This window comes from Mesorhizobium sp. P170090 (assembly GCF_057786115.1).
Genome location: NZ_JBYNWH010000001.1, coordinates 1,899,095 through 1,918,525 on the forward strand (window position 1 = coordinate 1,899,095; position 19,431 = coordinate 1,918,525).

The window sequence follows — 19,431 nt, forward strand, 5'->3', positions numbered from 1 at the left end:
CGGGCTCATGCGACTACGACCACACGATCGCGGCGCGCCTTTTACCCGTCGCCCCCAGCGACGACGGAAGACCAGCCATCCGTGTGTTCATATCGGTATTGTTGATGCCGGCCGCCGCGATGCGTATCAGAACTTCGTCCAGTTTCGGGTGTATTTCGACTGCTCGCACGCCAAGGGCGGCGCGTGCGGCACCGCTCCCCATCAAGGCCCTGGCAAGCGGACACGTGAGAAATGCTCTTTGCCCTCAATGTGCGGCTGACCAACTTCGGCCTGATGCTCCCATGACGATAAGACGCGGCTGGTCGAGTTTGGCGCGGTTCGCGGCACCCCTCGCATCAGCGGGCGAATCGGGACGGCCGGTTCATCGACGGAAGGGAAGCGGCTAACGCAAGCTTAAGGCATTGCATCAGGAGATTAGGCGGTTAATGCACTGGCCACGCCGCTCTGCGTGAACAATGCGGCTAACACGGCAGGCCTCACAACTATCTATTATAGACTAGCGCTCAGCGGGCTGTACCGGGAAGTGTGCCGGACATGGCTACGGTGCCTGAGACCGGCGTAGCCAGAAAGCCGGCGCATGAGCTGGTCGGAGTTCGAAACCCTGCCAGCACGCTTCCGCATGCCAACTCCAGGCATTACTCGCACTTGGGCGCAGGCCGCCGGGAGCTGTGAGGACGAAAGTCGAATGGCTCACCTCTCTTGCAGGGAATGCGTTGCGGACGCAACTAACGTCTTACAAAGGAACCGCTGCCGGGTAATCTGAGATCTGCTTAAGCCAACTCGTGACGGTCTCGCTCCCGCCGCCGATGTGTGGCTAGCAAATCCTATCATTTCGATATTGTGCGGGTGGCCTCAGTACTGTTGGGGCTCAAGGACGCTAGCATTCAACCAAATCCTCTGAAGCCCGTTGCAAGCCTCCGAGCGAATACTCGACGTGCGCAAGGTGACGAGGGACAGACTGTTGCATAGCCCGCCCCCATTTTCGGCAATGACGTTGGCTCTCAAGATGGTGTTACGCGCCGTGGCCGTTGCGCCTACCGGCCGCGGTGTCGTGGTCCCTCTCCTGCAATATCCGCAGTCACCTCCATCCGGTCAGACAAAGTCACGCGGAATGTCTTTTGACCATGATCTGTCGAAGATGCGCTCGCCGTTTGCGTAACCGCCGAAATCGATCTGGAGGTGGAAGGTCGAGTTGGTAGCTGTCATAACTGTCCTCCCTTCAACCGCCGTCTGCCAAGTGCCGCGGCCCAGCTCATAGCGTTCGTACACTTCCGTGCGGGCTGTCGAGGGATCGCTTTCGGTGACCGAATAGAACATGTATTTGTCATGGCCAACAACGGTGCCGATGGGATCGAGACGCACGGAGCCGTCGTCACATTTTACTGTGACGGTGACCTGTCTCCGCAATATGTCCATGCGAATGAACCGCTCAAGATTGCCGGGTTTGACTACCGTCGTCGGCATCGACGGAGACCCTTCCGCTGCGCCAAACGCGGGCAACTCATGGTCACCTGGCTGAGGCATTCTGACCGGTAGATGCAGACGGCTTGCATGCGCATATATCCCCAATGTGGCGCGCTCCGGCGCGGGAAATGCAATCGGCCAATATGCGGTGGAAACAGACAGCCGGATCCGGTGCCCGGGCGGGAAGGCATAGCCGATCTCATTCATCGGGAGGCAGATGCTGTATGATTTCCTAGCTTCCATCGGCTGCAGGTTTTCGTGACTGTCGCGGTGCGACAGGTTGAGCAGGCCGTATGTCACTCGGGTGACTTCGCCCGATGGGCTGACATCGGAAAGACGCACCGCCAGGATCGCCGTCGGCTTATCGCAAGTAATCTCCAATTCGAGAACAGGCGACCCCAGGATCGGTGTGGCTTCCGTCAGGGGATGGCTGTCAAAGATTAACGAGCCCCCATCATCCCACCGCTGATCTAGCGGCATCTCTGGACCAACTCTCCCCAGCCCATAGGCACACCACTCACCGCCCGCGATTCCGACCGTCGCGGGCGAGCTGATTTCAAGAGTGGCTCTCGGCAGCGGCTGCTCGGACAACATGCCAGCGCCAAGGCGGTAGACTCGTGAGGATACATGCGGAGACGGCCAACTGGGGTCCGCGACCCAGTGTCCCGGCCGCTCCTCATAATGCGCCGCGGGCTCCGCCCTGTCCAAAATCCAGCTACGCAGCATCGGTTCCTGCATGATGCCGGTATCCTTGGCCTTCAACCAGTGATCCCACCAGCGGAGGCATTCCTGCAGGAAACCGATGGCGGGACCTGGGACCCCCTCATGAGGGTATTTATGACCCCACGGCCCAATCAGCCCTCTCCGTGGCCCCTCTAGCTTCGAGAGAAGCCGGAATATGGCGTTGGAATAGCCATCTGCCCATCCACCGACTGCGAAGACCGCGCAATCAATTGCGCCGTAATCTTCGCAGACCGAACCATGTTTCCAGAAATCATCTCGGCGCTGATGCGTGAGCCAATCAATCAACGTCGGCCGGGCATTCTCCAACCGCTTCATCCACATCGCGCGCCAGTGGTCCTCGCCAACAATTTCGGGATCTGGCGACTGAGCCATGCGCACAAAACACGACGTACCCCAAACCAATGTATCGTTGAGAACGCATCCGCCCATGTAGTGCGCATCATCGGCGTAACGATCGTCAGTCGAGCAGGTCGTGATAATCGCCTTCAGACCCTTGGGCTGGCGCGCCGCGACTTGCAATGCGCTGAACCCACCCCATGAGATGCCGATCATTCCCACACTGCCGCTGCACCAAACTTGCCGTGTGATCCAGTCGATGGCCTCGACAGCATCGTCCTGTTCTTGCTTGACGTATTCATCCTCGAACAGGCCCTCGGAATCGCCGGTGCCCCGGATGTCTATACGGATGCTCCCGTAGCCATGCGAAGCGAAATAGGGATACATCCGTTCGTCCTCTAGAACGGTGCCATCACGTTTGCGGTAAGGAATGTAGTCGACAATTGCCGGAACCGGGTTGGATGTCGCATCCTCCGGGAGCCAGATCTTGGCAGCCAATCGTGTTCCGTCGGATAGCGGAATCCAGACATTATCCACTAATGTGACGGGTAGCGGTCCGAGGCCGGTCTTCATATTTGACCGTCGATGTTGGTAAACTTCCGGTTTTCCATGGTTGAGACCTATTTATTGAGACGAACCACTTCCCACCGGTCGAAAACCTGACATTTCCACCCGAACCGGTCGGGCAATCTCTCGCTCAAGTGTAAAGGCTCGTGGCGGCGAATTGACGCCTTCGAACGACGTGCGCCTGACTCCAATTCGACTTTAGGCCACTCGTCTTATTCGAAGACGCCTTGCTGGACAGCCGAAATTAAGTCAACCGGCGGATTACTTATTGTGCACTTCGCTATCCAAGCGGTCTGCTTTCGGCAGCCCTGTATCGCCGTGATCAAGCGCTGCTCGGATGAGTGACTGTGGCTTCTCCGAACCCCTTTGTGGCTCTTGAGCGGGGGAGAGATAGCGGCCGCACGTCAGTCCACAGTTCCAAGATGTGTCTGTTCGAAGAGCGGCTGCGCGCATTTGAGGCGCTGCTGGACAGTGAGGCTAGGAAGAACGAGAGCCTTCATTGAGCACCTCCACCATCGAAGATGGCGTGTGCCTGGGGCAGCCGCTGTGGCGCGCTGGATAATCTCCACGCTCGACGACTTGGCCAAGTTGGCGCAGCTGATGCGAACCACAGCGCTTGGGACGGCCGCCAGACACTCACTGCGAGCTAGTCGGTTTCCTGCTGCGCACGAGCGACACCCGGCCAATACCTGAACGGGTTAATTGGGCAGACAAGCTCGTGGTCTGTGCCACAAATGAGCGGCTGCGCTCAGAAACGGTGACCTCTTGACACATCCGAATGCGATCCAAATCGCGAACTTCGCGACCCTGCTGAAGGCTCAATGGATCCCGACCCGCTAGCCGCGATCAATGGACTCCCTGACGCCGGGACGTATGAGCTCGGGGAGTCGACGAAAAGTCACCCTGCGATTGAGATTATTTCGACTGTGGCGCGGAGACGTGGGCTCTATAGTCGACGAATAAGTAACGAAAGCGACCCGCTGCAAGCGGAAATTCGCCCAACTGAAAGGGGAATGTTTCATGAAAGCTATGATGGGGGGGGTGAGCCGCCGTGTGTTCCTCAAAACCGGTGCCGCGCTCGGCGGGGGTATCGTCGCTGCCGGCATGCCCTTGTCGCAAGCCATCTGGGCAGCCGAAGGCAAGGTGCTCAAGGTGCGCGCCGTTGCGGAACTCAGCAAACTCGATCCCGGCTTCTACACAGGAGTCCAGCAAGTCCAGGTGATGAACTGTATCTATTCGAAGCTCATTCGCTATAAGCCCGGTTCCGAATGGACCTGGGAACTAGAAGCGGCAGAAAAGATCGAACAGGTCGATCCGACGCATATCCGCTTCCGCCTGAAGAAAGGCATCAAGTTCACCGGCGGTTACGGCGAGTTGACCGCCAAGGACGTTAAATTCTCCTTTGAGCGAGTCATCAAACTCAATTCGCCGGCGAAGCCCGATTGGGGTCCGCTCGACCGTGTCGAGCTCGAGGATGATTATACGGGCGTCATCGTATTCAGGGCGCCGTTCGTGCCGGTTTGGAACATCGCATTCCCCTATGGGGTCGGCCATATAGTTTCCGAAGATGCGGTAATGAAGGCAACCAAGGATGGCGGTGATTTCGGCATGAAGCCGCCGGCTTTCTCCGGCCCGTATGTGCTTGCCGACTGGAAGCGGAACCAGTATTTGCTCTTGACACGCAATCCGGAGTGGTCGGGTCCGAAGCCGGGTTTTGACGAAATCCGCATCTTGCCTTTGGCCGACGTCAAGACGGCAGAACGCGCCTACCAGGCGGGCGACATCGGTTTCACTGGTATCAGTCTGGATTCACTTGCGACGTACAAGAGCAATCCGCCCGCTGATACCAGGGTCGAGGAATGGCCCTCGCTCCATTACCTCTGGATCGGGATGAACATGGAGCATCCGAAGCTGAAAGACATTAATGTTCGTAAAGCGATTCAATGGGCAATCAATGTGCCGCAGATCCTGGATGCTGCTTATTCTGGCCAGGCTGACGTGGCAACAGGTACCATTCCTCCAGGTATTGTCGGGCACCGTACGAAGGCACTCGTCCCACCAGAAGGCGATCTCGCAAAGGCAAAGGAGTTTCTGCAAAAGGCCGGCGTGAGCGATCTAGCGTTGAGGATAGACTGCTCGAACGATAGCACGTTTTCGACTATCGCCCAGACGGTGCAGGCCCAATTGTCGCAGATCGGCATCACGCTCGAGGTCAATGTCCAGGATCCGGGCTCCTTCTGGACTCTCGGCATGGAATCGGAGGGCGAGCAATGGAAGGACCTGCAGCTCACCGTAATGTGGTTCGATGGTCTGCCGGATCCGCATTACATGACGTCGTGGTTCGTGCAAGATCAAGTGGGCCTCTGGAACTGGGAACGCTTCCGCAGCGGGCGTTTCGACGAGCTCAACGCCAAGGCGCCCACCGTCAGCGACCCGGAGGAGCGCGCCAAGCTCTATTACGAGATGCAGGACCTGATGGAGGAGTCCGGCGCCTACCGGTTCCTGACCCATGAGGGCAATCCACTCATGTATCGCACCACGCAAATCGAACCCGCAACCCGTCCGGACGGGGATCCGCTGTACCTCGATTTCAAGCCGATTTAGCTTTAGGGGACGGGAGCATGTGGCTTTACCTCCTCGAGCGGGTTGTCCTCGCGGTCACAATTGTTGTGATCGCGGTGACGCTTGTGTTCCTGATGATTCATGCGGTGCCGGGTGACCCCGCAGCGGCCCTACTCGGCCCACGCGCCACGCCGGAAATGAAGGCGCAACTCCATGAGCAGATGGGGCTGGACAAACCGCTAATCGTGCAGTTAGCTAGCTTCTTCGGCGGGCTGCTCAGCGGCAATCTCGGTTTTGACGTGTTCAGCCAGAGACCTGTCGCCGACATCGTGTTCGATCAATTGCCTTACACGATCGAACTGGTCCTGGTCTCGATCTTATGGGCGGTCTTGGTTGCCGTGCCGCTCGGCTGTTACTCGGCCATGAGGCGTAACGCTGTGATCGACCAAGTCGTTGGGGTCGCGGCGGTCGCCACGATTGCCATTCCTTCGTTTGTCATGGCGGTCTACGCACTTCTGATATTCGCTGTCATCCTGGGCTGGCTGCCAGCGGTCGGGGTCGGAGAGGGTATTTCGGACAGCATCGTCCATCTCATTCTGCCGGCCTTCGCCATCGGAATTGGCTGGGTTGGCTATATCTCGCGACTGGTACGCGCATCCATGCTCGAGATCCTGGGTGAAAACCATCTACGAACGGCTCGCTCCTTCGGAATTTCGGAATGGCGCATCGTTACGCGTTACGCGCTGCCCTTGGCAATCCTACCGACAGTAACCATCCTCGGCGTGGGCATAGCGTGGCTTCTTTCATCCGCTGTTTTTACCGAGGTGGTCTTCGCGAGGCCCGGCATCGGCGCGTTGATCGTGAACGCTGTCAATACGCGCAACTATCCGGTCGCAATGGGAGTTGTGCTCGTCACAACCTTTCTCACGGTCGTCGCAACAACGGTCTCCGATCTGATCGCTGCAACGCTTGATCCTCGAACCCGCGAGAGCCTTTAGCATGGCGAGCGTTGAATCCATCCACTTCGAATCCAATAAGGGGGGGGTCCTCTGCGCGTTTCGTACCTTCCTACGGCAATTGCGCAAGAACCGTCTGGGCGTACTTGGAGCCGTGCTCGTAGTGCTTGTATTCGCAAGCGCGATCTTTGCTCCCCTCTTTATTACACATGATCCCACTCGCATCATGGTCGGGCCGCGTCTGGCCGACCCTTCGCTAAATTTTCTCTTGGGCACAGATCAACTGGGCCGTGATACATTCTCGCGCGTCATCATTGGCGGCCGCATCCCACTGCTTGTCGCATTCGCCTCTCTCGGCAGTTCACTGGCAGTCGGCCTCGTGCTTGGTCTCATCGCAGGGTTCGGGCCGCGCTGGCTCGACAACTTGCTTCTGGTGTTCTTCGATACAATCCGCTCCTTTCCCGGAATTATCTTTGCGCTGGCTGTCATTGGGCTACTTGGACCCAGTCTGGGCAGCGTCATTTTCGTCATCGCAATAACCTCCATGCCTATCTATGCGCGCGTCGTGCGCACCCAGACAGAGGCGCTTCGCAACAGCGAATATATTGCCGCGGAGCGCAGTATGGGCGCCAGCACGACGCGCATCCTCGCCGTGCACGTACTGCCCAACGTTATCGGGCCGCTCCTCATCCTCGTGAGCATGGATGTGCCGGCTGTCGTCGCCGTAGAGGCAGGTCTCAGTTTTCTCGGCTTGGGCGTGCGCCCACCGACTCCTGATTGGGGGGCTATCCTCAACGATGGATATAACTATATCAATCTGACGCCCTGGTTGGTCGTTGCCGGCGGCATTCCGATCGTCCTCGCAACGCTAGGTTTTACATTCCTGGGTGAGGCGCTTCGCGACATATTCGATCCCAAACTGCGGAAAGACCTATGAGACGCGAGGATTCCATATCCCGTACGGCCTCCCGGCCGCTTGAGATCCGCGGCCTCGATCTCGATTTCGGTACGCCGCGCGGGCGTATTCATGCGCTGCGGAACGTTTCGCTCGATGTGCCAGCCGGGCAGGTAGTTGGCATCGTCGGGGAAAGCGGTTCTGGAAAATCGACGCTCGCCTATGCGGTGTTGGGCCTGCTTCCCGAAAATGCAGATGTCACAGCCGGCAGCATCGTGTTCGAAGGTCGAGACCTGCTCAAAATGTCCGCTCCAGCGCGTCGGAGTCTACTCGGTGACCGTCTTTCGATGATTTTCCAAGATCCGATGACCGCACTCAATCCGGTGCGGACAATCCAGAGGCAGATGATCGACATCCAGCACCACGAACAAAGCAGCCGGAGCGAAAAGCGCGGTCGTGCCATCGACATGCTTAACCGAGTCGGAATTCCCGATCCGCAAAGTCGGATCGCTGCCTATCCACATCACTTCTCAGGTGGCATGCGTCAGCGCATCTGCATCGCCATGGCGCTACTTGTGAGACCGGCGCTCCTCATCGCCGACGAGCCGACCACTGCCCTTGACGCAACGCTGGAAGTGCAGATTATTCATCTACTCAAAGATCTGCAGAAGGAGATCGGATGTTCGATCCTCTTTGTTTCTCACCATCTCGGCGTTGTGGCTGAGCTGTGCGACCGGGTCGCCGTCATGTATGCGGGCGAGGTGGTGGAGCAAGGGGCGGTACGGGACATCTTCCACAATCCTGCTCACCCCTACACCCGCGCGCTGCTTGAGTGCGACCCAGGGCGGATCAGAAAAAAGACACGCACTTTGCCGACCATTCCCGGTGAGGTGCCGAGTCTCCTCGGTAGCAAGAGAGGATGCATCTTCCGCCAGCGGTGCCCCCAGGCATTTAATCGCTGTGCGCAAGAGAACCCGGTCGAGTACCGCATCGGCGTGGACCAAGTCGCCCGATGCCACCTTCTGGGTGAAGAGCGGCTGATTCCGGCATGACTGCGTTGCTTCGCGTCCAGGATTTGCGCGTCCGCTTCCGCACTATGAGTCCGCTGAAAGCACTTGCCACCGGTACAAAAGGCCCCTTTATCGACGCAGTATGCGGTGTTTCCTTTGAGATCCACAACGGCGAGACATTGGCCCTTGTCGGCGAAAGTGGCTCGGGCAAATCCACTGTTGCGCGCACGATAATCGGCCTGCAGCGGCCTGTGAGCGGCAGCATCAGCTTCGATGGACAGGAAATTGAGAAGCTTAGGGTGGCCGAACGCAAGCCTTACTTGCGGCGCATGGCCATGATGTTCCAGGATCCCATCGGCTCACTCTCGCCCAGGTTGACCGTCCAATCGCTTCTAACTGAACCTTTCCGGATCCATAAATTAAAGGATCGCGATGCCGGAAGCGAAGCCGAGCGCTTACTGCGCATGGTCGGCTTGCCGGCGGATTTTGCTCGCCGCTATCCCCATCAGCTTTCCGGAGGTCAGGCCAGGCGCGTGGGTATCGCGCGGGCTCTTGCGCTCAAACCCGATTTGATCATCGCCGATGAGCCGACTGCGGGCCTTGATGTCTCGGTACAGGGCGAGGTGCTAAACCTGCTCGCGCGGCTTCAGGATGAACTCGGCATGGCGATCCTGATCATCTCGCACAATCTCAATGTCGTGCGCCACATGACCGATCGCATGGCGATCATGTATCTAGGTCGTTTCATTGAGATCGGCTCGACGGCGCGTATCTTTGAGCACCCGCGTCATCCCTACACGGAAGCGTTGCTATCGGCCAACCCGGAGCCAGACCCGGATGCCGTTCTCAATCGCATCGAACTCAAGGGCGAGGTCCCCAGCCCGATGAAGCGGCCAGCTGGCTGTGAGTTCCACACACGTTGTACTTACGCGCAAGACATCTGCAGCCGCGTCTTTCCCGAACCGTCAGCAAGCCGGGACGACGCGGAGCACAGCTTCAAATGCCATTTCCCGCTGAAGCATGAACCAGCTGCAGTTTAAGGAAAGATCTCTCCAATGAAGCTAAGGGAACACGCATAGCACGACGCCACCGGTCTGGCCTCTCTCGTGAACGGGGGCGAGGTGACTGCTGTGGAACTGACGCGTTTGGCCCGCGAAGCCCACGACGAGGTCTATCCTCGCATCAATGCCGTAATCGAATTTTACGACGACGCTGAGACCGTTGCTGACGCGGATGCTGGGCTCTTCAATGGTGTGCCATTACCTCGGAAGGTGACGGATCACTTCTGAAGCTGGCCGCCTCCAGGAAAAAGGAAGTCGCCTGTATAAGGGCTATCGTCTCGATACCGACAGCTATTTCTTTCGTCGAGCCCGGTTGGGTCCTTGAGACCACCATGGGTGCCATTCAACGCTCGGGTCTTTCCGCTGTAGAACTCCTCGTCGAGGCCGCTCAGCTTGAATAGGTTGAAGTCTGCACCCTACGGCCCCTTGCTGCAGACGATCCGGGTGAAGTGGCCAGCTGATACGTCCATGGAGCTGCATCGCGCGGCGGCAAGACAACGGTCTCGACCAAGTTCAAATCGTCGCGCTGCGCGCGATAGGTCGAAAATCAGGCGCGGCAAGGTATCGACCGGATAAGAGTTCCGTCGGGTTTAGCCAGAACGAGGAAACCGGACCGGTCATCCACCCGGTAAGGTCAAACCAATCAGCGGCCGAATCGCAAAAAAAATCGCCTGTCGATTGACTTTAATTCGAGTGCTCAGATGCGCCCTTTTCTGTAGCCTACGGCGTACCTGAATTGAACATTCCGGCGGAAAGTCCAGCTCTTTCACACGTCTTACAATGCCAAAAATACGAAACTGCAATCAGCAACCAATACTGGGAGGTTCGGGTGGGGTATTTTACCAAGTGCAAGCCGATGCCTAAGCTCTTCGACTGTCTCGCAGAGGAAGCAAAAAAGGGCGGATTGGATCGGCGCGAGTTCCTGGCGCTCGCTTCCATCTTTGGTGCGTCGACAGCTATGGCGTACACGATGCTGGATACAATGCCGCCAGCGCACGCCCAAGAAGCGCCTAAGAAAGGCGGAGCTCTGCGAATATCCATGTTGATCTTTGGTCCGAAAGACCCACGTCTGAGTGATTATCCGCAACTATCTAACATCTACCGCCAGTTCCTCGAACCTTTGGTCAAGTATACTACTGAATACACGTTCGAACCCAGGCTTCTTGAGAGTTGGGACACGAATGACGACGCGAGAGAATATGTCCTGCGACTGCGGAAGGGCGTCAAGTGGAACAATGGCGACGACTTCACTGCAGATGACGTGGTGTTTAACCTGCTGCGCTGGTGTGAAAGGGACGTGCCTGGGAACTCAATGGCCGCGCGCCTGGCCACGCTCGTTGATGAAAAGACGGGCAAAGCAATAGAAGGCGCCATTATAAAAGTTGACGACCACACGATTAAACTCAAGCTGCCAAAACCCGATATTACGATCATTCCGGGATTTGCCGATTATCCCGCGCTAATCGTTCACCGTGACTATGAAAAGAACGGGTCGGATATCGTTGCGCATCCGATAGGTACGGGACCCTTTGAACTAGCGTCCTACGACGTCGGCCAAAAGGCAGTCCTGAAGCGTCGAACAAACGGAAGCTGGTGGGGCGGCGAAGCCTACCTGGACGAGGTGCAATTCATTGACTATGGCGGCGATCCGTCCGTCGTTCAGAGCGCCTTCGAATCAGGTGAAATCGACGCGACGTATCAGACGTTCGCAAATTATGTCGGCGCCCTTGATGATATCGGCTTGGTGAGATCTGAAGCGAAGACGTCGACAACGCTAGTATGCCGCACCAGGGTTGCCACTAGGCCGTATGATGACCAGCGCGTGCGCAATGCTCTGCAGTTGGCAGTCGACAACAGTGCTGTTCTACAAATTGCTGCCAATGGCTACGGCACCGTTGCTGCGAATTATCATGTAGCGCCACTACAACCCGAGTATTACCCGGTACCGGAAAAGAAGCGGGACGTTGAGGCTGCCAAGCGCCTTATGAGCGAAGCTGGGCAGATGGATTTCGAACACGAGATTATCACTAGTGACGAGGAATGGCATAAGGATACGGGCGATGCGATTGCCGCGCAGTTGCGCGAGGCCGAATTTAAGGTGAAGCGTACGGTTTTGCCCAGTAGCACTTTTTGGAATGGATGGTTGAAATACCCTCTTTCGATAACAAACTGGAACATGCGCCCCTTGGGTGTTCAGGTGTTGATGCTTGCCTATCGCGGTGGCGCAGCATGGAATGAGACGGCATGGTCAAACCCCGAATTCGATAAAAAACTCGATACGGGATTGACGATGCCCGACCCGGAGAAGCGCAAGGGGCTCATGAAGGATATTGAAACGCTCCTGCAGGATTCTGGCATCATAATACAGCCTTACTGGCTTACCTTGTTCAATCATTCTACAAAGCAAGTTAGAGGCTACGCAATGCACCCGACATTCGAGATCGACCTCGGGAAGGTTTGGCTCGACGAGGCTGCTTGAGAAACTGCTGGTATAATCATGGGAGCTTCGTCGGCACGACGAAGCCCCTGCATCTGGGTGCCCGCGGAAGCGCCGTTCGCTGGTCGCGAGGCCTTCCGGCTGCGAGTTCCACAGGCGTTGCCCGTTTGCATAGCCGGTTTGTGCGAGCGAGGTGTCGCCCCCCGTGACCATCGGCGCCAGCCGGTTGACTTGCCATTTCCGTTGAACATCGAAGCTCCTGCCGCAGGCGCGAGCGCATAGAAGGGTCTCAACATGGACGATACTCGCGTCGTCTCCGACTTCCCCCGCAAAGTGCGGGAGATCGAGAATATCTGGATCCCGCTGCCGGACGGCGTGAAGCTCGCTGCCCGCATCTGGTTGCCGGAGGACGCTGAGGCAGACCCGGTACCTGCGATCCTGGAATACCTGCCCTACCGCAAGCGTGACGGGACGGTGGAACGCGACGCGCTCACTCATCCCTATTTCGCCGGCCATGGCTTTGCCGGGGTGCGCGTCGACATGCGCGGCTCAGGCGATAGCGAAGGCGTTTGCAAGGGCGAATACCTCAAGCAGGAGCAGGACGACTGCCTGGCGGTGATCGAATGGCTCGCGAAACAAACCTGGTGCTCGGGCAGCGTCGGCATGATCGGCATCTCCTGGGGTGGCTTCAACGGCCTGCAGGTTGCCGCCCGCCGCCCGCCGGCACTCAAGGCTGTGATCTCGCTTTGCTCCACCGACGATCGCTACAATGATGACTGCCACTATCTCGGCGGTGCGCAGATGTGCAGCAATTTGTCGTGGGGCGCGATAGCCTGGACGATCGCCATGACCCCGCCCGACCCCGCGCTCGTCGGGGAGCGCTGGCGCGAGATGTGGGAGCGGCGGCTCAACGGCAACGGCATTTGGCTGCAGGATTGGTTTGAACACCAGCGCCGAGACGATTTCTACAAGCACGGCTCCATCTGCGAGGACTATTCCGACGTCGACGTTCCTGTCTACGCCGTGAGCGGCTGGGCGGACGGCTATCCCAACCCGGTCTTCCGCATGCTCGAGAACCTGCCGGGACCTCGCAAAGGCTTGATCGGTCCTTGGGGCCATAAGTATCCGCACTTCGCCATACCTGGGCCACGGATTGGGTTCCTCCAGGAATGCCTGCGTTGGTGGAACCGCTATCTAAAGGACATCGATACCGGCATCGCCGACGAGCCCATGTTGCGCGCCTGGATTCAGGATCCGGCGCATCCCGCGCCGCTCCACGAAGAGCGATCTGGGCGTTGGGTGGCAGAGCACTCCTGGCCCGCGCCGGGCATTGTCGAACGCCGGCTAGCGCTTTCACCGGGCCGTCTTGCAGAAGGGGACGGCAGCGACGCCGTCCTCACGATCTGTTCGCCGTCCACCGCTGGGCTGTCATCCGGTGCCTGGTGCGCCGAGGGCATGACGCCGACGCTGCCGGTTGACCGGCACATGGAAGCCGACAGCGCTTTGGTGTTCGAAACCGAGCCTCTTGGCGAGGCGGTGGAAATTCTCGGCTTCCCGGAGTTCGAGGTGACACTCGCCTCTGATAAGCCGGTGGCAATTCTGTCGGCCACGCTGTCGCTCGGGCTGGAAGACGGCGCAGCCGTGCTGGTCAGCTATGGTGTCCTGAACTTGACCCATCGACACGACGACCTTGAACTGGCACCGATGACGCCGGGCAAACCCGAAACGGTACGCATGAAGTTGCGTTGCTGCGGACAGCGCTTCGAAAAAGGACAACGTATCCGGCTCGCTATCGCTACCGGCCATTGGCCTATCGTTTTTCCCAGTCCGGAGAGGGCAACTCTCTCGATTTATTGCGGCGCCAGCAGCCTGATCTTGCCGGTACGGAAGGCGAATGATCTGGACGTCAAACTGGCGCCTTTCGCGGAACCCGAAGGCGCGCGGCCCATGGCACGGGAGGTCATCGGGCCTGGTGAACCTTCGCGTCAAGAGATCACAACGGATCAGGTGACCGGCGAAACAACGTTCCGCCTTTCGAGCGACACGGGTGCCGTGCTGCACCCGCATAGTGGTTTGATTGTTTCCGCAAAGCACACTGACACATTCACCGTGCATCCGGACGACCCGAATACGGCGCGCGGAACCTGCATTTGGGAGAAGTCCTACGCCCGCGATGACTGGAAGGTTCGCATCGCGGTCTCGGCCACCGCGCGTGCCCTGCGCGACGTATGGCGCATCGAGACACGCATCGTCGCGCATGACGGTGAGGAGCTTGTCCTCGAACGCGACGAGGTCAAGGACTTCCTTCGCGATCTCAATTGACCGGTAACGATGCCCCTCCTGCGCAGGACTGCTGGTTCGTCGAGACCGTCCAGGGATGTGCTGACTTACGACCGTGCGGTTTCTACGCTATCTTCTCGTTCAAGCGGACGTGGCGTCCGTGGCGGAGCATTCGATCTCAGCCCACATCCGTCTATCGCTCGCAACCTCCTGGGATCTACTTGAGGAACATGCCGGGTTATCCGCGTCACACGCAAGGCGCTCTTGAGGCGTTCGGCGAGCCGCACCTAGCCGCCATAAGGAATGCTGCCGAAGAAGGTATGGGTGAAGCGCTGCAACTGCGTTCTGACTGCATCAGCCACCTGCGGATGCGAATGTCCGACCGCAAGCGCGCCCATGCCGCCGATGAAATCGATATACCGGCGCCCCTCCGTGTCCCAAATCTCCGCGCCTTGGGCGCGCTCCGCGCATACCGGAAACGCACATGCAACGCCGCGCGGCAGCGCGCGCTCACGTCTCGCGTGGAGTTCTGCGCTCGATCGTGCCATCATGCTGCAATACACTCCCTTGTACAAACACGCGTTAGATCGGCTGCCAGCTTCGTCAGTGAGATTTGCCCTAGCGTGGTCATGGCCGCTCCCTCCGTTGGTGCGCTGTCCGTTTGCTAACTCTAACGGGCTTGACAACGATCATCTTTCATCGGGCGCCGCCGACGCTGGAGCAGAGAGGGTTGGGCCCAGGGACTGTTCCTGTTCGCCAACGGTCGGAAATGGTGTGATGGACCAGTCGATTAAGTCGACGGCACGCTGAAGTGTCGCCTCGGTCAGAGCACGGCTGGGGGAAGCGGCGAGGATTTGACCGATCCGGTCTCGGTAATCGCCTTTCCTGATGATCAGCGTCTTGGCTTCAACAAAAAATTTGACCTCGGCGACACCCGATATAGCAGCCGCCCTGCTGTCGCCATCGATCCAATCGAGAGTGCCATCGCAATCGGGAATTAGGTACCGCGCGGCCGCAGTGTGCGAGCGCCTTTTGCGCAAATTCCATTGCTCCCCGATGACAAGCTTGATGTGCTCGGAAACGAGATCAACACCGTAAGCAGCCTGAACCAGTTGAGGAACGGGCGAACCCGCAAGACGCGGATTGACTTCAATGACGACTGGACCACGCTCCGTCCACCGGAGTTCAATGTTCGCTGGCCCCCAACCAAGGCCGAGAGCTCGCAAACAGCTCAGCGAAACATCGGCGATCCGCTCATGCTCGTCATCGGTCAGCAGGGCCGGATAGATGTGCTCACGACAGACGAAATGCGGTGGCCCGTAGTCAGCGGCGGCAACCCCAATGACCTCATTTCCCATTACTTCAAGATTATACTGGGGGCCTCCGGCGAATTCTTCAACCAGCATCCTTGGCGACGACCGCCATATGTGCTTCCCGCCCAACAGATAGGTCGTATGTTCGGCCACCTCATCGGCGTTGCGGCACAATCGGACACCGCAGCTTCCTGCGCCCACGGCCGGCTTAAGAATCACCGGCAGGCCGATCTCCGCGGCAGAGCTTTGCACGCCCGCCGCATTCGCTGCCAAGCGATACGCAGGTACTGGAACGCCGGCCTCCGCAAGGAGCTGACGTTGACTGAATTTTTCGCAGCATCGTTCAATCGATGTGGGGTTCGGTCCCGGTAGATCGAAATACTGGCAGAGCTTGCCAATTGTCGCGTAGAACGCCTCCAGGGAGGACGTAATTCCAGCAACGTCATAAGTGGCCCCTAGACGGGAACATTCACGGATCAGCGCATCGAGATTGTCTGTATCGACACGGATTGCCTCGTACTTTTCTGCCGCCAGATACTCGTACCGAGCTGGATCAGCCGACAGCGTAATTGGATGAAGACCAAGACGCTGGGCCGCTTGGATGTAGAGGAGACCAGTACCCGTTGGATCGCCTTCGACCAGAATGAGTGCTCTCGTTGCCATTGGTTGTTGAGCCTACCTTTGCGTATTGTGTGGTCAGCGCCTGTCGCCACCCGGTTGTTTAGCCGTGACGACCTCAGACTTGGCTGTGACAATAGCAGTGTCGGTGATTTGCGGGCGCGAAGATCCTGCAAACTTTTTTGAAGGTTTTGTTGCAAGTAGCGGCAATGAAGCCGCGCGCGATCGCGCCGTTAGTCGCGCCAGCTGCTGGCCGGTCCACGAGATCGGAACTGGCTCGACGGAGGTCTAAAAAAGGTGGTCCGGGTTTGTTTGTTGACTCAGGTGCGAGGTGATATTTTTGCAGTTCGATAGCGCTGGTGTTTGGCGCTGCAGATGTTATTTCGTGCCGTTATCGAGACGATGGTGCTCCTGACGCCTCGGCGACTAAAGCAACAACAACGATGAGCTCTTTAGCCGGCTAGGCGATCGAGTTCATTTTAGGTTACCGGAAAATTTTGTCAGCATCGAGGGTTCACAAATGCGCGGGTCCAAGAATTGCCACGCTATGCCAGGAGGCCGCTGTGACGATCGACTGTTCGAGCGCTAAGTTCGTAAAGTCTCAATGGGAGTGCCCGCCTGAGAGTGCCGGTACGGCGGCGGCTCGATCTGCCTTGGCGGGGTTTGCCGCGCGTTCTGACCTGGTGGGCGAGTTCTTGGTCGCGCCTTTTGGTCGCCACAGCGCCGAGCTGCGTCTCATTCTGGACGTCATGCGCTCACAGCCGCTAGCTGGCAAATGGATAGCCATTATGACACGGCCCTATAGCGAGTGGCGCGCTGCGCGGTGGTCACTTGACATACCCTTGCGGGTGGCCGAAACGGCCCCCGCGCGTTTTCAATCGCGCGAGGATGTTGAGCGCTGGGTTTTCAAGGAGCGTTGGCAACACCTCATCGGTGCGCTCCCAATTCAGGAGGGAGGCAATGATGTCTGATCGTCCAGCGATTCTCGCTTATGCCGATCGCGACAGCGTTAAACCTGGCGAGACGATCTCTTTCGCAGTCAGTTGCATGAAACTCGACAGCTTCGACTGCGATTTCGTGCGGCTCCTTGGCTTCGATGCCGGACCGGAGATGCCACCGTTCCAGCCGCCCGTCATGCCGGTTCGGGAGGCCAAGCGTTATCCAGGACGCGAGCAACCCATTTGCGCTGGCTCCTACATCAAGGTGGATGGATCGCAGCGGTTGGCGGATCTTGGATCGGTAACGGTTTGTGCCTACGTCATGCCGACCCTTATAGCCGGCCAGCCACGTTGCCTGCTCAGTACTCTGACCCCCCGTGGGGGAGTAGCATTGCGTCTGGAGGCAGACGGCTGCCTGGCGGCAATCCTCCGAAATACAGTCGAGCCGCGGATCTACCGCCTGGATCGCCCCTTACCTCTGTGGCTCTGGAGTTTCGTTGCTCTGAGCTATGATGCCGAGCGCCGACATTTGTTGGTTGTGGTCCATCGCCTCGCTTCCGGGACGCATGACCATGTTGGCGCGAATTGGCTTACTGTAGATGACGTAGAGCCGCCCGCGAATGGCGATGGCCGCCTTCTAATAGCCGCCGAGCGGGATGGCGACGGATTTCCTTGCCACCATTTTAATGGCAAAATCGAGCGCCCCCGGATTCTGGCTGCGGCACTGTCGCTCGAACAACTCAGCGATTTGGCATCACGCAAACCGACTGAACCTTTGAATTGGCCCTGTCTGGGCGATTGGAATTTGATGGGCGAGCCAGTATCAGAAGTTGTTCCAGATGAATCAGGCTCTGGTCACGACGGCGTGTGCATCAATCAGCCCACCCGCGCTGTCCAGGGATCGGCTTGGGAAAGCCCAACGATGGATTGGCGCCGCGCGCCTGAGCAGTACGGCGCGGCTCACTTCCACCACGACGATATTGAAACCCCCGGCTGGCAGGAAGACCTGAGGCTTACCGTGCCGACCGATTGGCCCAGCGGCTGCTACGCCGCGCGTCTGCGCGGCGCGGATGCAGAGTTTTTTGTTCCGTTTTTTGTACGACAGTCTGCCGACGCCACCAGCGATGTTGCTTTTCTGGCACCGACTGCAACATATGCGTGCTACGCGAACTTGACCATGCAGCGGCAAACGAACGAGTATAACCTCGGTTGCATCGCATCCTCGTACACGCCGCTCGATCTGCTGGCTTTCGAACACCCGGGCATTGGTAAGTCGCTCTACGATCCGCACGAGGATGGCAGCGAGCGGTGCATTGGCTCGCTGCGACGTCCGGTGGTGAATCTCCAGCCTGGAGGATGGCTTTGGAATTTCCAGATTGACCTTTGTTTGCTAGGCTGGCTCGCCCGCGTGGCTCCGGATCACCAGACACTGACGGACGAGGACCTCGACCGCGAGGGCTTGGCAGCACTGGACAAATGTCGGGTACTTATTACCGGGAGTCATCCTGAATATTGGTCGCTGCCGATGTTGCAAGCCCTCGATGACTTTCTCAATCGAGGTGGACGGCTCATGTACCTCGGCGGGAACGGGTTTACCAGTGCGATCGATTATCATCCTAAACGAAAAGGCCTGGTTGAATTCAGGCGGCGCCATTCAGGAAACGGCCGCTTTGGTGCTGGCGAAGCCCATAGCAGTTTTACTGGCCGCCTCTGCGGCATGTGGCCGGACTTAGGCAGACCCGAACAATCGCTGGTAGGCGTGGGATATCTGACAGAAGCTTTCGATCGGGGTAGTTATTATCGTCGTCTCGCCGTCAGTGACGATGCCCGAGCTCGTTTCATTTTCGAGGGGGTAACAGAAGATGTCATTGGCGATTTCGGCATCATCGGTGGAGCCGCCGGGCTCGAGATCGATGTGGTCAATGAGGAGCTCGGTACACCACGTCACGCACTCGTGGTAGCCGCTTCCGAGCAGCACGGCAGTTCTTACGCGCGCATACTTGGTGGCCTTAACTATTTCACCAGACTATGGAATGATGCCCCAAGGGAGCCCATTCGTGCGGATATGACATTCTTTGAGACACCCGCAGGCGGCGCGATCTTTTCTGTAGGCTCGATAGCTTGGGGCAGTTGCCTCCCGCACGCCGGCTATCTCAACAATGTCGCACGCATATCTGAGAACGTGTTACGCCGCTTTCGCGATCCGACACCCTTCCAAATGCCTGACTGAATCGCGGCAGCCGCTTAAGG

General features: G+C 58.2%; 12 protein-coding genes. 9 read left to right on the forward strand and 3 right to left on the reverse strand.

The genetic code is table 11. The features are described 5' to 3' along the window. Nucleotides 1–1,092: 1,092 nt before the first annotated feature. Complete coding sequence (locus tag AC3EML_RS09175; protein WP_352522292.1) at nt 1,093–3,117, reverse strand: CocE/NonD family hydrolase; 2,025 nt, start codon at nt 3,115–3,117, stop codon at nt 1,093–1,095. A 1,014-nt stretch (nt 3,118–4,131) separates the two neighbouring features. On the opposite strand from AC3EML_RS09175, the gene AC3EML_RS09180 reads away from it, so the two are divergent. The 7 genes from AC3EML_RS09180 to AC3EML_RS09210 all read left to right on the forward strand — a co-directional run bounded on the left by AC3EML_RS09180 (nt 4,132) and on the right by AC3EML_RS09210 (nt 14,354). After that, entirely contained in the window at nt 4,132–5,715 is a 1,584-nt protein-coding gene (locus tag AC3EML_RS09180; protein WP_352522293.1) for an ABC transporter substrate-binding protein, read from the forward strand. 17 nt (nt 5,716–5,732) lie between these two features. Further along, nucleotides 5,733–6,671 carry an ABC transporter permease gene (locus tag AC3EML_RS09185; RefSeq protein WP_352522294.1) on the forward strand — a complete coding sequence of 313 codons (939 nt, stop codon included), beginning with the start codon at nt 5,733–5,735 and terminating at the stop codon, nt 6,669–6,671. Nucleotide 6,672: 1 nt separating this feature from the next. Then, on the forward strand, nt 6,673–7,566 hold the full coding sequence (locus AC3EML_RS09190; RefSeq protein WP_352522295.1) for an ABC transporter permease: 894 nt from the start codon (nt 6,673–6,675) through the stop codon (nt 7,564–7,566). Continuing rightward, on the forward strand, nt 7,563–8,576 hold the full coding sequence (locus AC3EML_RS09195; protein WP_352522296.1) for an ABC transporter ATP-binding protein: 1,014 nt from the start codon (nt 7,563–7,565) through the stop codon (nt 8,574–8,576). Before AC3EML_RS09190 ends, AC3EML_RS09195 begins: the two co-directional genes overlap by 4 nt. Further along, nucleotides 8,573–9,574 carry an ABC transporter ATP-binding protein gene (locus tag AC3EML_RS09200; protein WP_352522297.1) on the forward strand — a complete coding sequence of 334 codons (1,002 nt, stop codon included), beginning with the start codon at nt 8,573–8,575 and terminating at the stop codon, nt 9,572–9,574. The genes AC3EML_RS09195 and AC3EML_RS09200 overlap by 4 nt, the downstream gene beginning before the upstream one ends. An 877-nt stretch (nt 9,575–10,451) precedes the next feature. Next, nucleotides 10,452–12,074: an ABC transporter substrate-binding protein gene (locus AC3EML_RS09205; protein ID WP_352522302.1), complete on the forward strand. Its 1,623-nt coding sequence runs from the start codon at nt 10,452–10,454 to the stop codon at nt 12,072–12,074. Between the two features lie 252 nt (nt 12,075–12,326). Next, complete coding sequence (locus AC3EML_RS09210) at nt 12,327–14,354, forward strand: CocE/NonD family hydrolase (RefSeq protein WP_352522299.1); 2,028 nt, start codon at nt 12,327–12,329, stop codon at nt 14,352–14,354. A gap of 245 nt (nt 14,355–14,599) precedes the next feature. Here the strand turns inward: AC3EML_RS09210 and AC3EML_RS09215 are convergent, their stop codons facing one another. Together AC3EML_RS09215 and AC3EML_RS09220 are read right to left on the reverse strand one after the other, a co-directional pair. Beyond that, complete coding sequence (locus AC3EML_RS09215) at nt 14,600–14,863, reverse strand: aminotransferase class III-fold pyridoxal phosphate-dependent enzyme (RefSeq protein ID WP_352522300.1); 264 nt, start codon at nt 14,861–14,863, stop codon at nt 14,600–14,602. Nucleotides 14,864–15,001: 138 nt separating this feature from the next. Beyond that, nucleotides 15,002–16,288, reverse strand: a complete 1,287-nt coding sequence (locus AC3EML_RS09220) for an ATP-grasp domain-containing protein (protein ID WP_488376740.1) — start codon at nt 16,286–16,288, stop codon at nt 15,002–15,004. 638 nt (nt 16,289–16,926) lie between these two features. Here AC3EML_RS09220 and AC3EML_RS09225 point away from each other — a divergent pair. Both AC3EML_RS09225 and AC3EML_RS09230 read left to right on the forward strand, forming a co-directional pair. Beyond that, nucleotides 16,927–17,214: a N,N-dimethylformamidase alpha subunit family protein gene (locus tag AC3EML_RS09225; protein ID WP_488481995.1), complete on the forward strand. Its 288-nt coding sequence runs from the start codon at nt 16,927–16,929 to the stop codon at nt 17,212–17,214. After that, entirely contained in the window at nt 17,207–19,411 is a 2,205-nt protein-coding gene (locus AC3EML_RS09230) for a N,N-dimethylformamidase beta subunit family domain-containing protein (protein WP_488505188.1), read from the forward strand. Before AC3EML_RS09225 ends, AC3EML_RS09230 begins: the two co-directional genes overlap by 8 nt. The last annotated feature ends 20 nt before the right edge of the window (nt 19,412–19,431 follow it).

Coding starts and splice junctions, on each gene's coding strand:
- AC3EML_RS09210 (WP_352522299.1), top strand. CDS start 12,327: ATGGACGATACTCGCGTCGTCTCCGACTTCCCCCGCAAAGTGCGGGAG.
- AC3EML_RS09175 (WP_352522292.1), bottom strand. CDS start 3,117: ATGAAGACCGGCCTCGGACCGCTACCCGTCACATTAGTGGATAATGTC.
- AC3EML_RS09200 (WP_352522297.1), top strand. CDS start 8,573: ATGACTGCGTTGCTTCGCGTCCAGGATTTGCGCGTCCGCTTCCGCACT.
- AC3EML_RS09220 (WP_488376740.1), bottom strand. CDS start 16,288: ATGGCAACGAGAGCACTCATTCTGGTCGAAGGCGATCCAACGGGTACT.
- AC3EML_RS09180 (WP_352522293.1), top strand. CDS start 4,132: ATGAAAGCTATGATGGGGGGGGTGAGCCGCCGTGTGTTCCTCAAAACC.
- AC3EML_RS09205 (WP_352522302.1), top strand. CDS start 10,452: ATGCCTAAGCTCTTCGACTGTCTCGCAGAGGAAGCAAAAAAGGGCGGA.
- AC3EML_RS09215 (WP_352522300.1), bottom strand. CDS start 14,863: ATGATGGCACGATCGAGCGCAGAACTCCACGCGAGACGTGAGCGCGCG.
- AC3EML_RS09230 (WP_488505188.1), top strand. CDS start 17,207: ATGTCTGATCGTCCAGCGATTCTCGCTTATGCCGATCGCGACAGCGTT.
- AC3EML_RS09185 (WP_352522294.1), top strand. CDS start 5,733: ATGTGGCTTTACCTCCTCGAGCGGGTTGTCCTCGCGGTCACAATTGTT.
- AC3EML_RS09195 (WP_352522296.1), top strand. CDS start 7,563: ATGAGACGCGAGGATTCCATATCCCGTACGGCCTCCCGGCCGCTTGAG.
- AC3EML_RS09190 (WP_352522295.1), top strand. CDS start 6,673: ATGGCGAGCGTTGAATCCATCCACTTCGAATCCAATAAGGGGGGGGTC.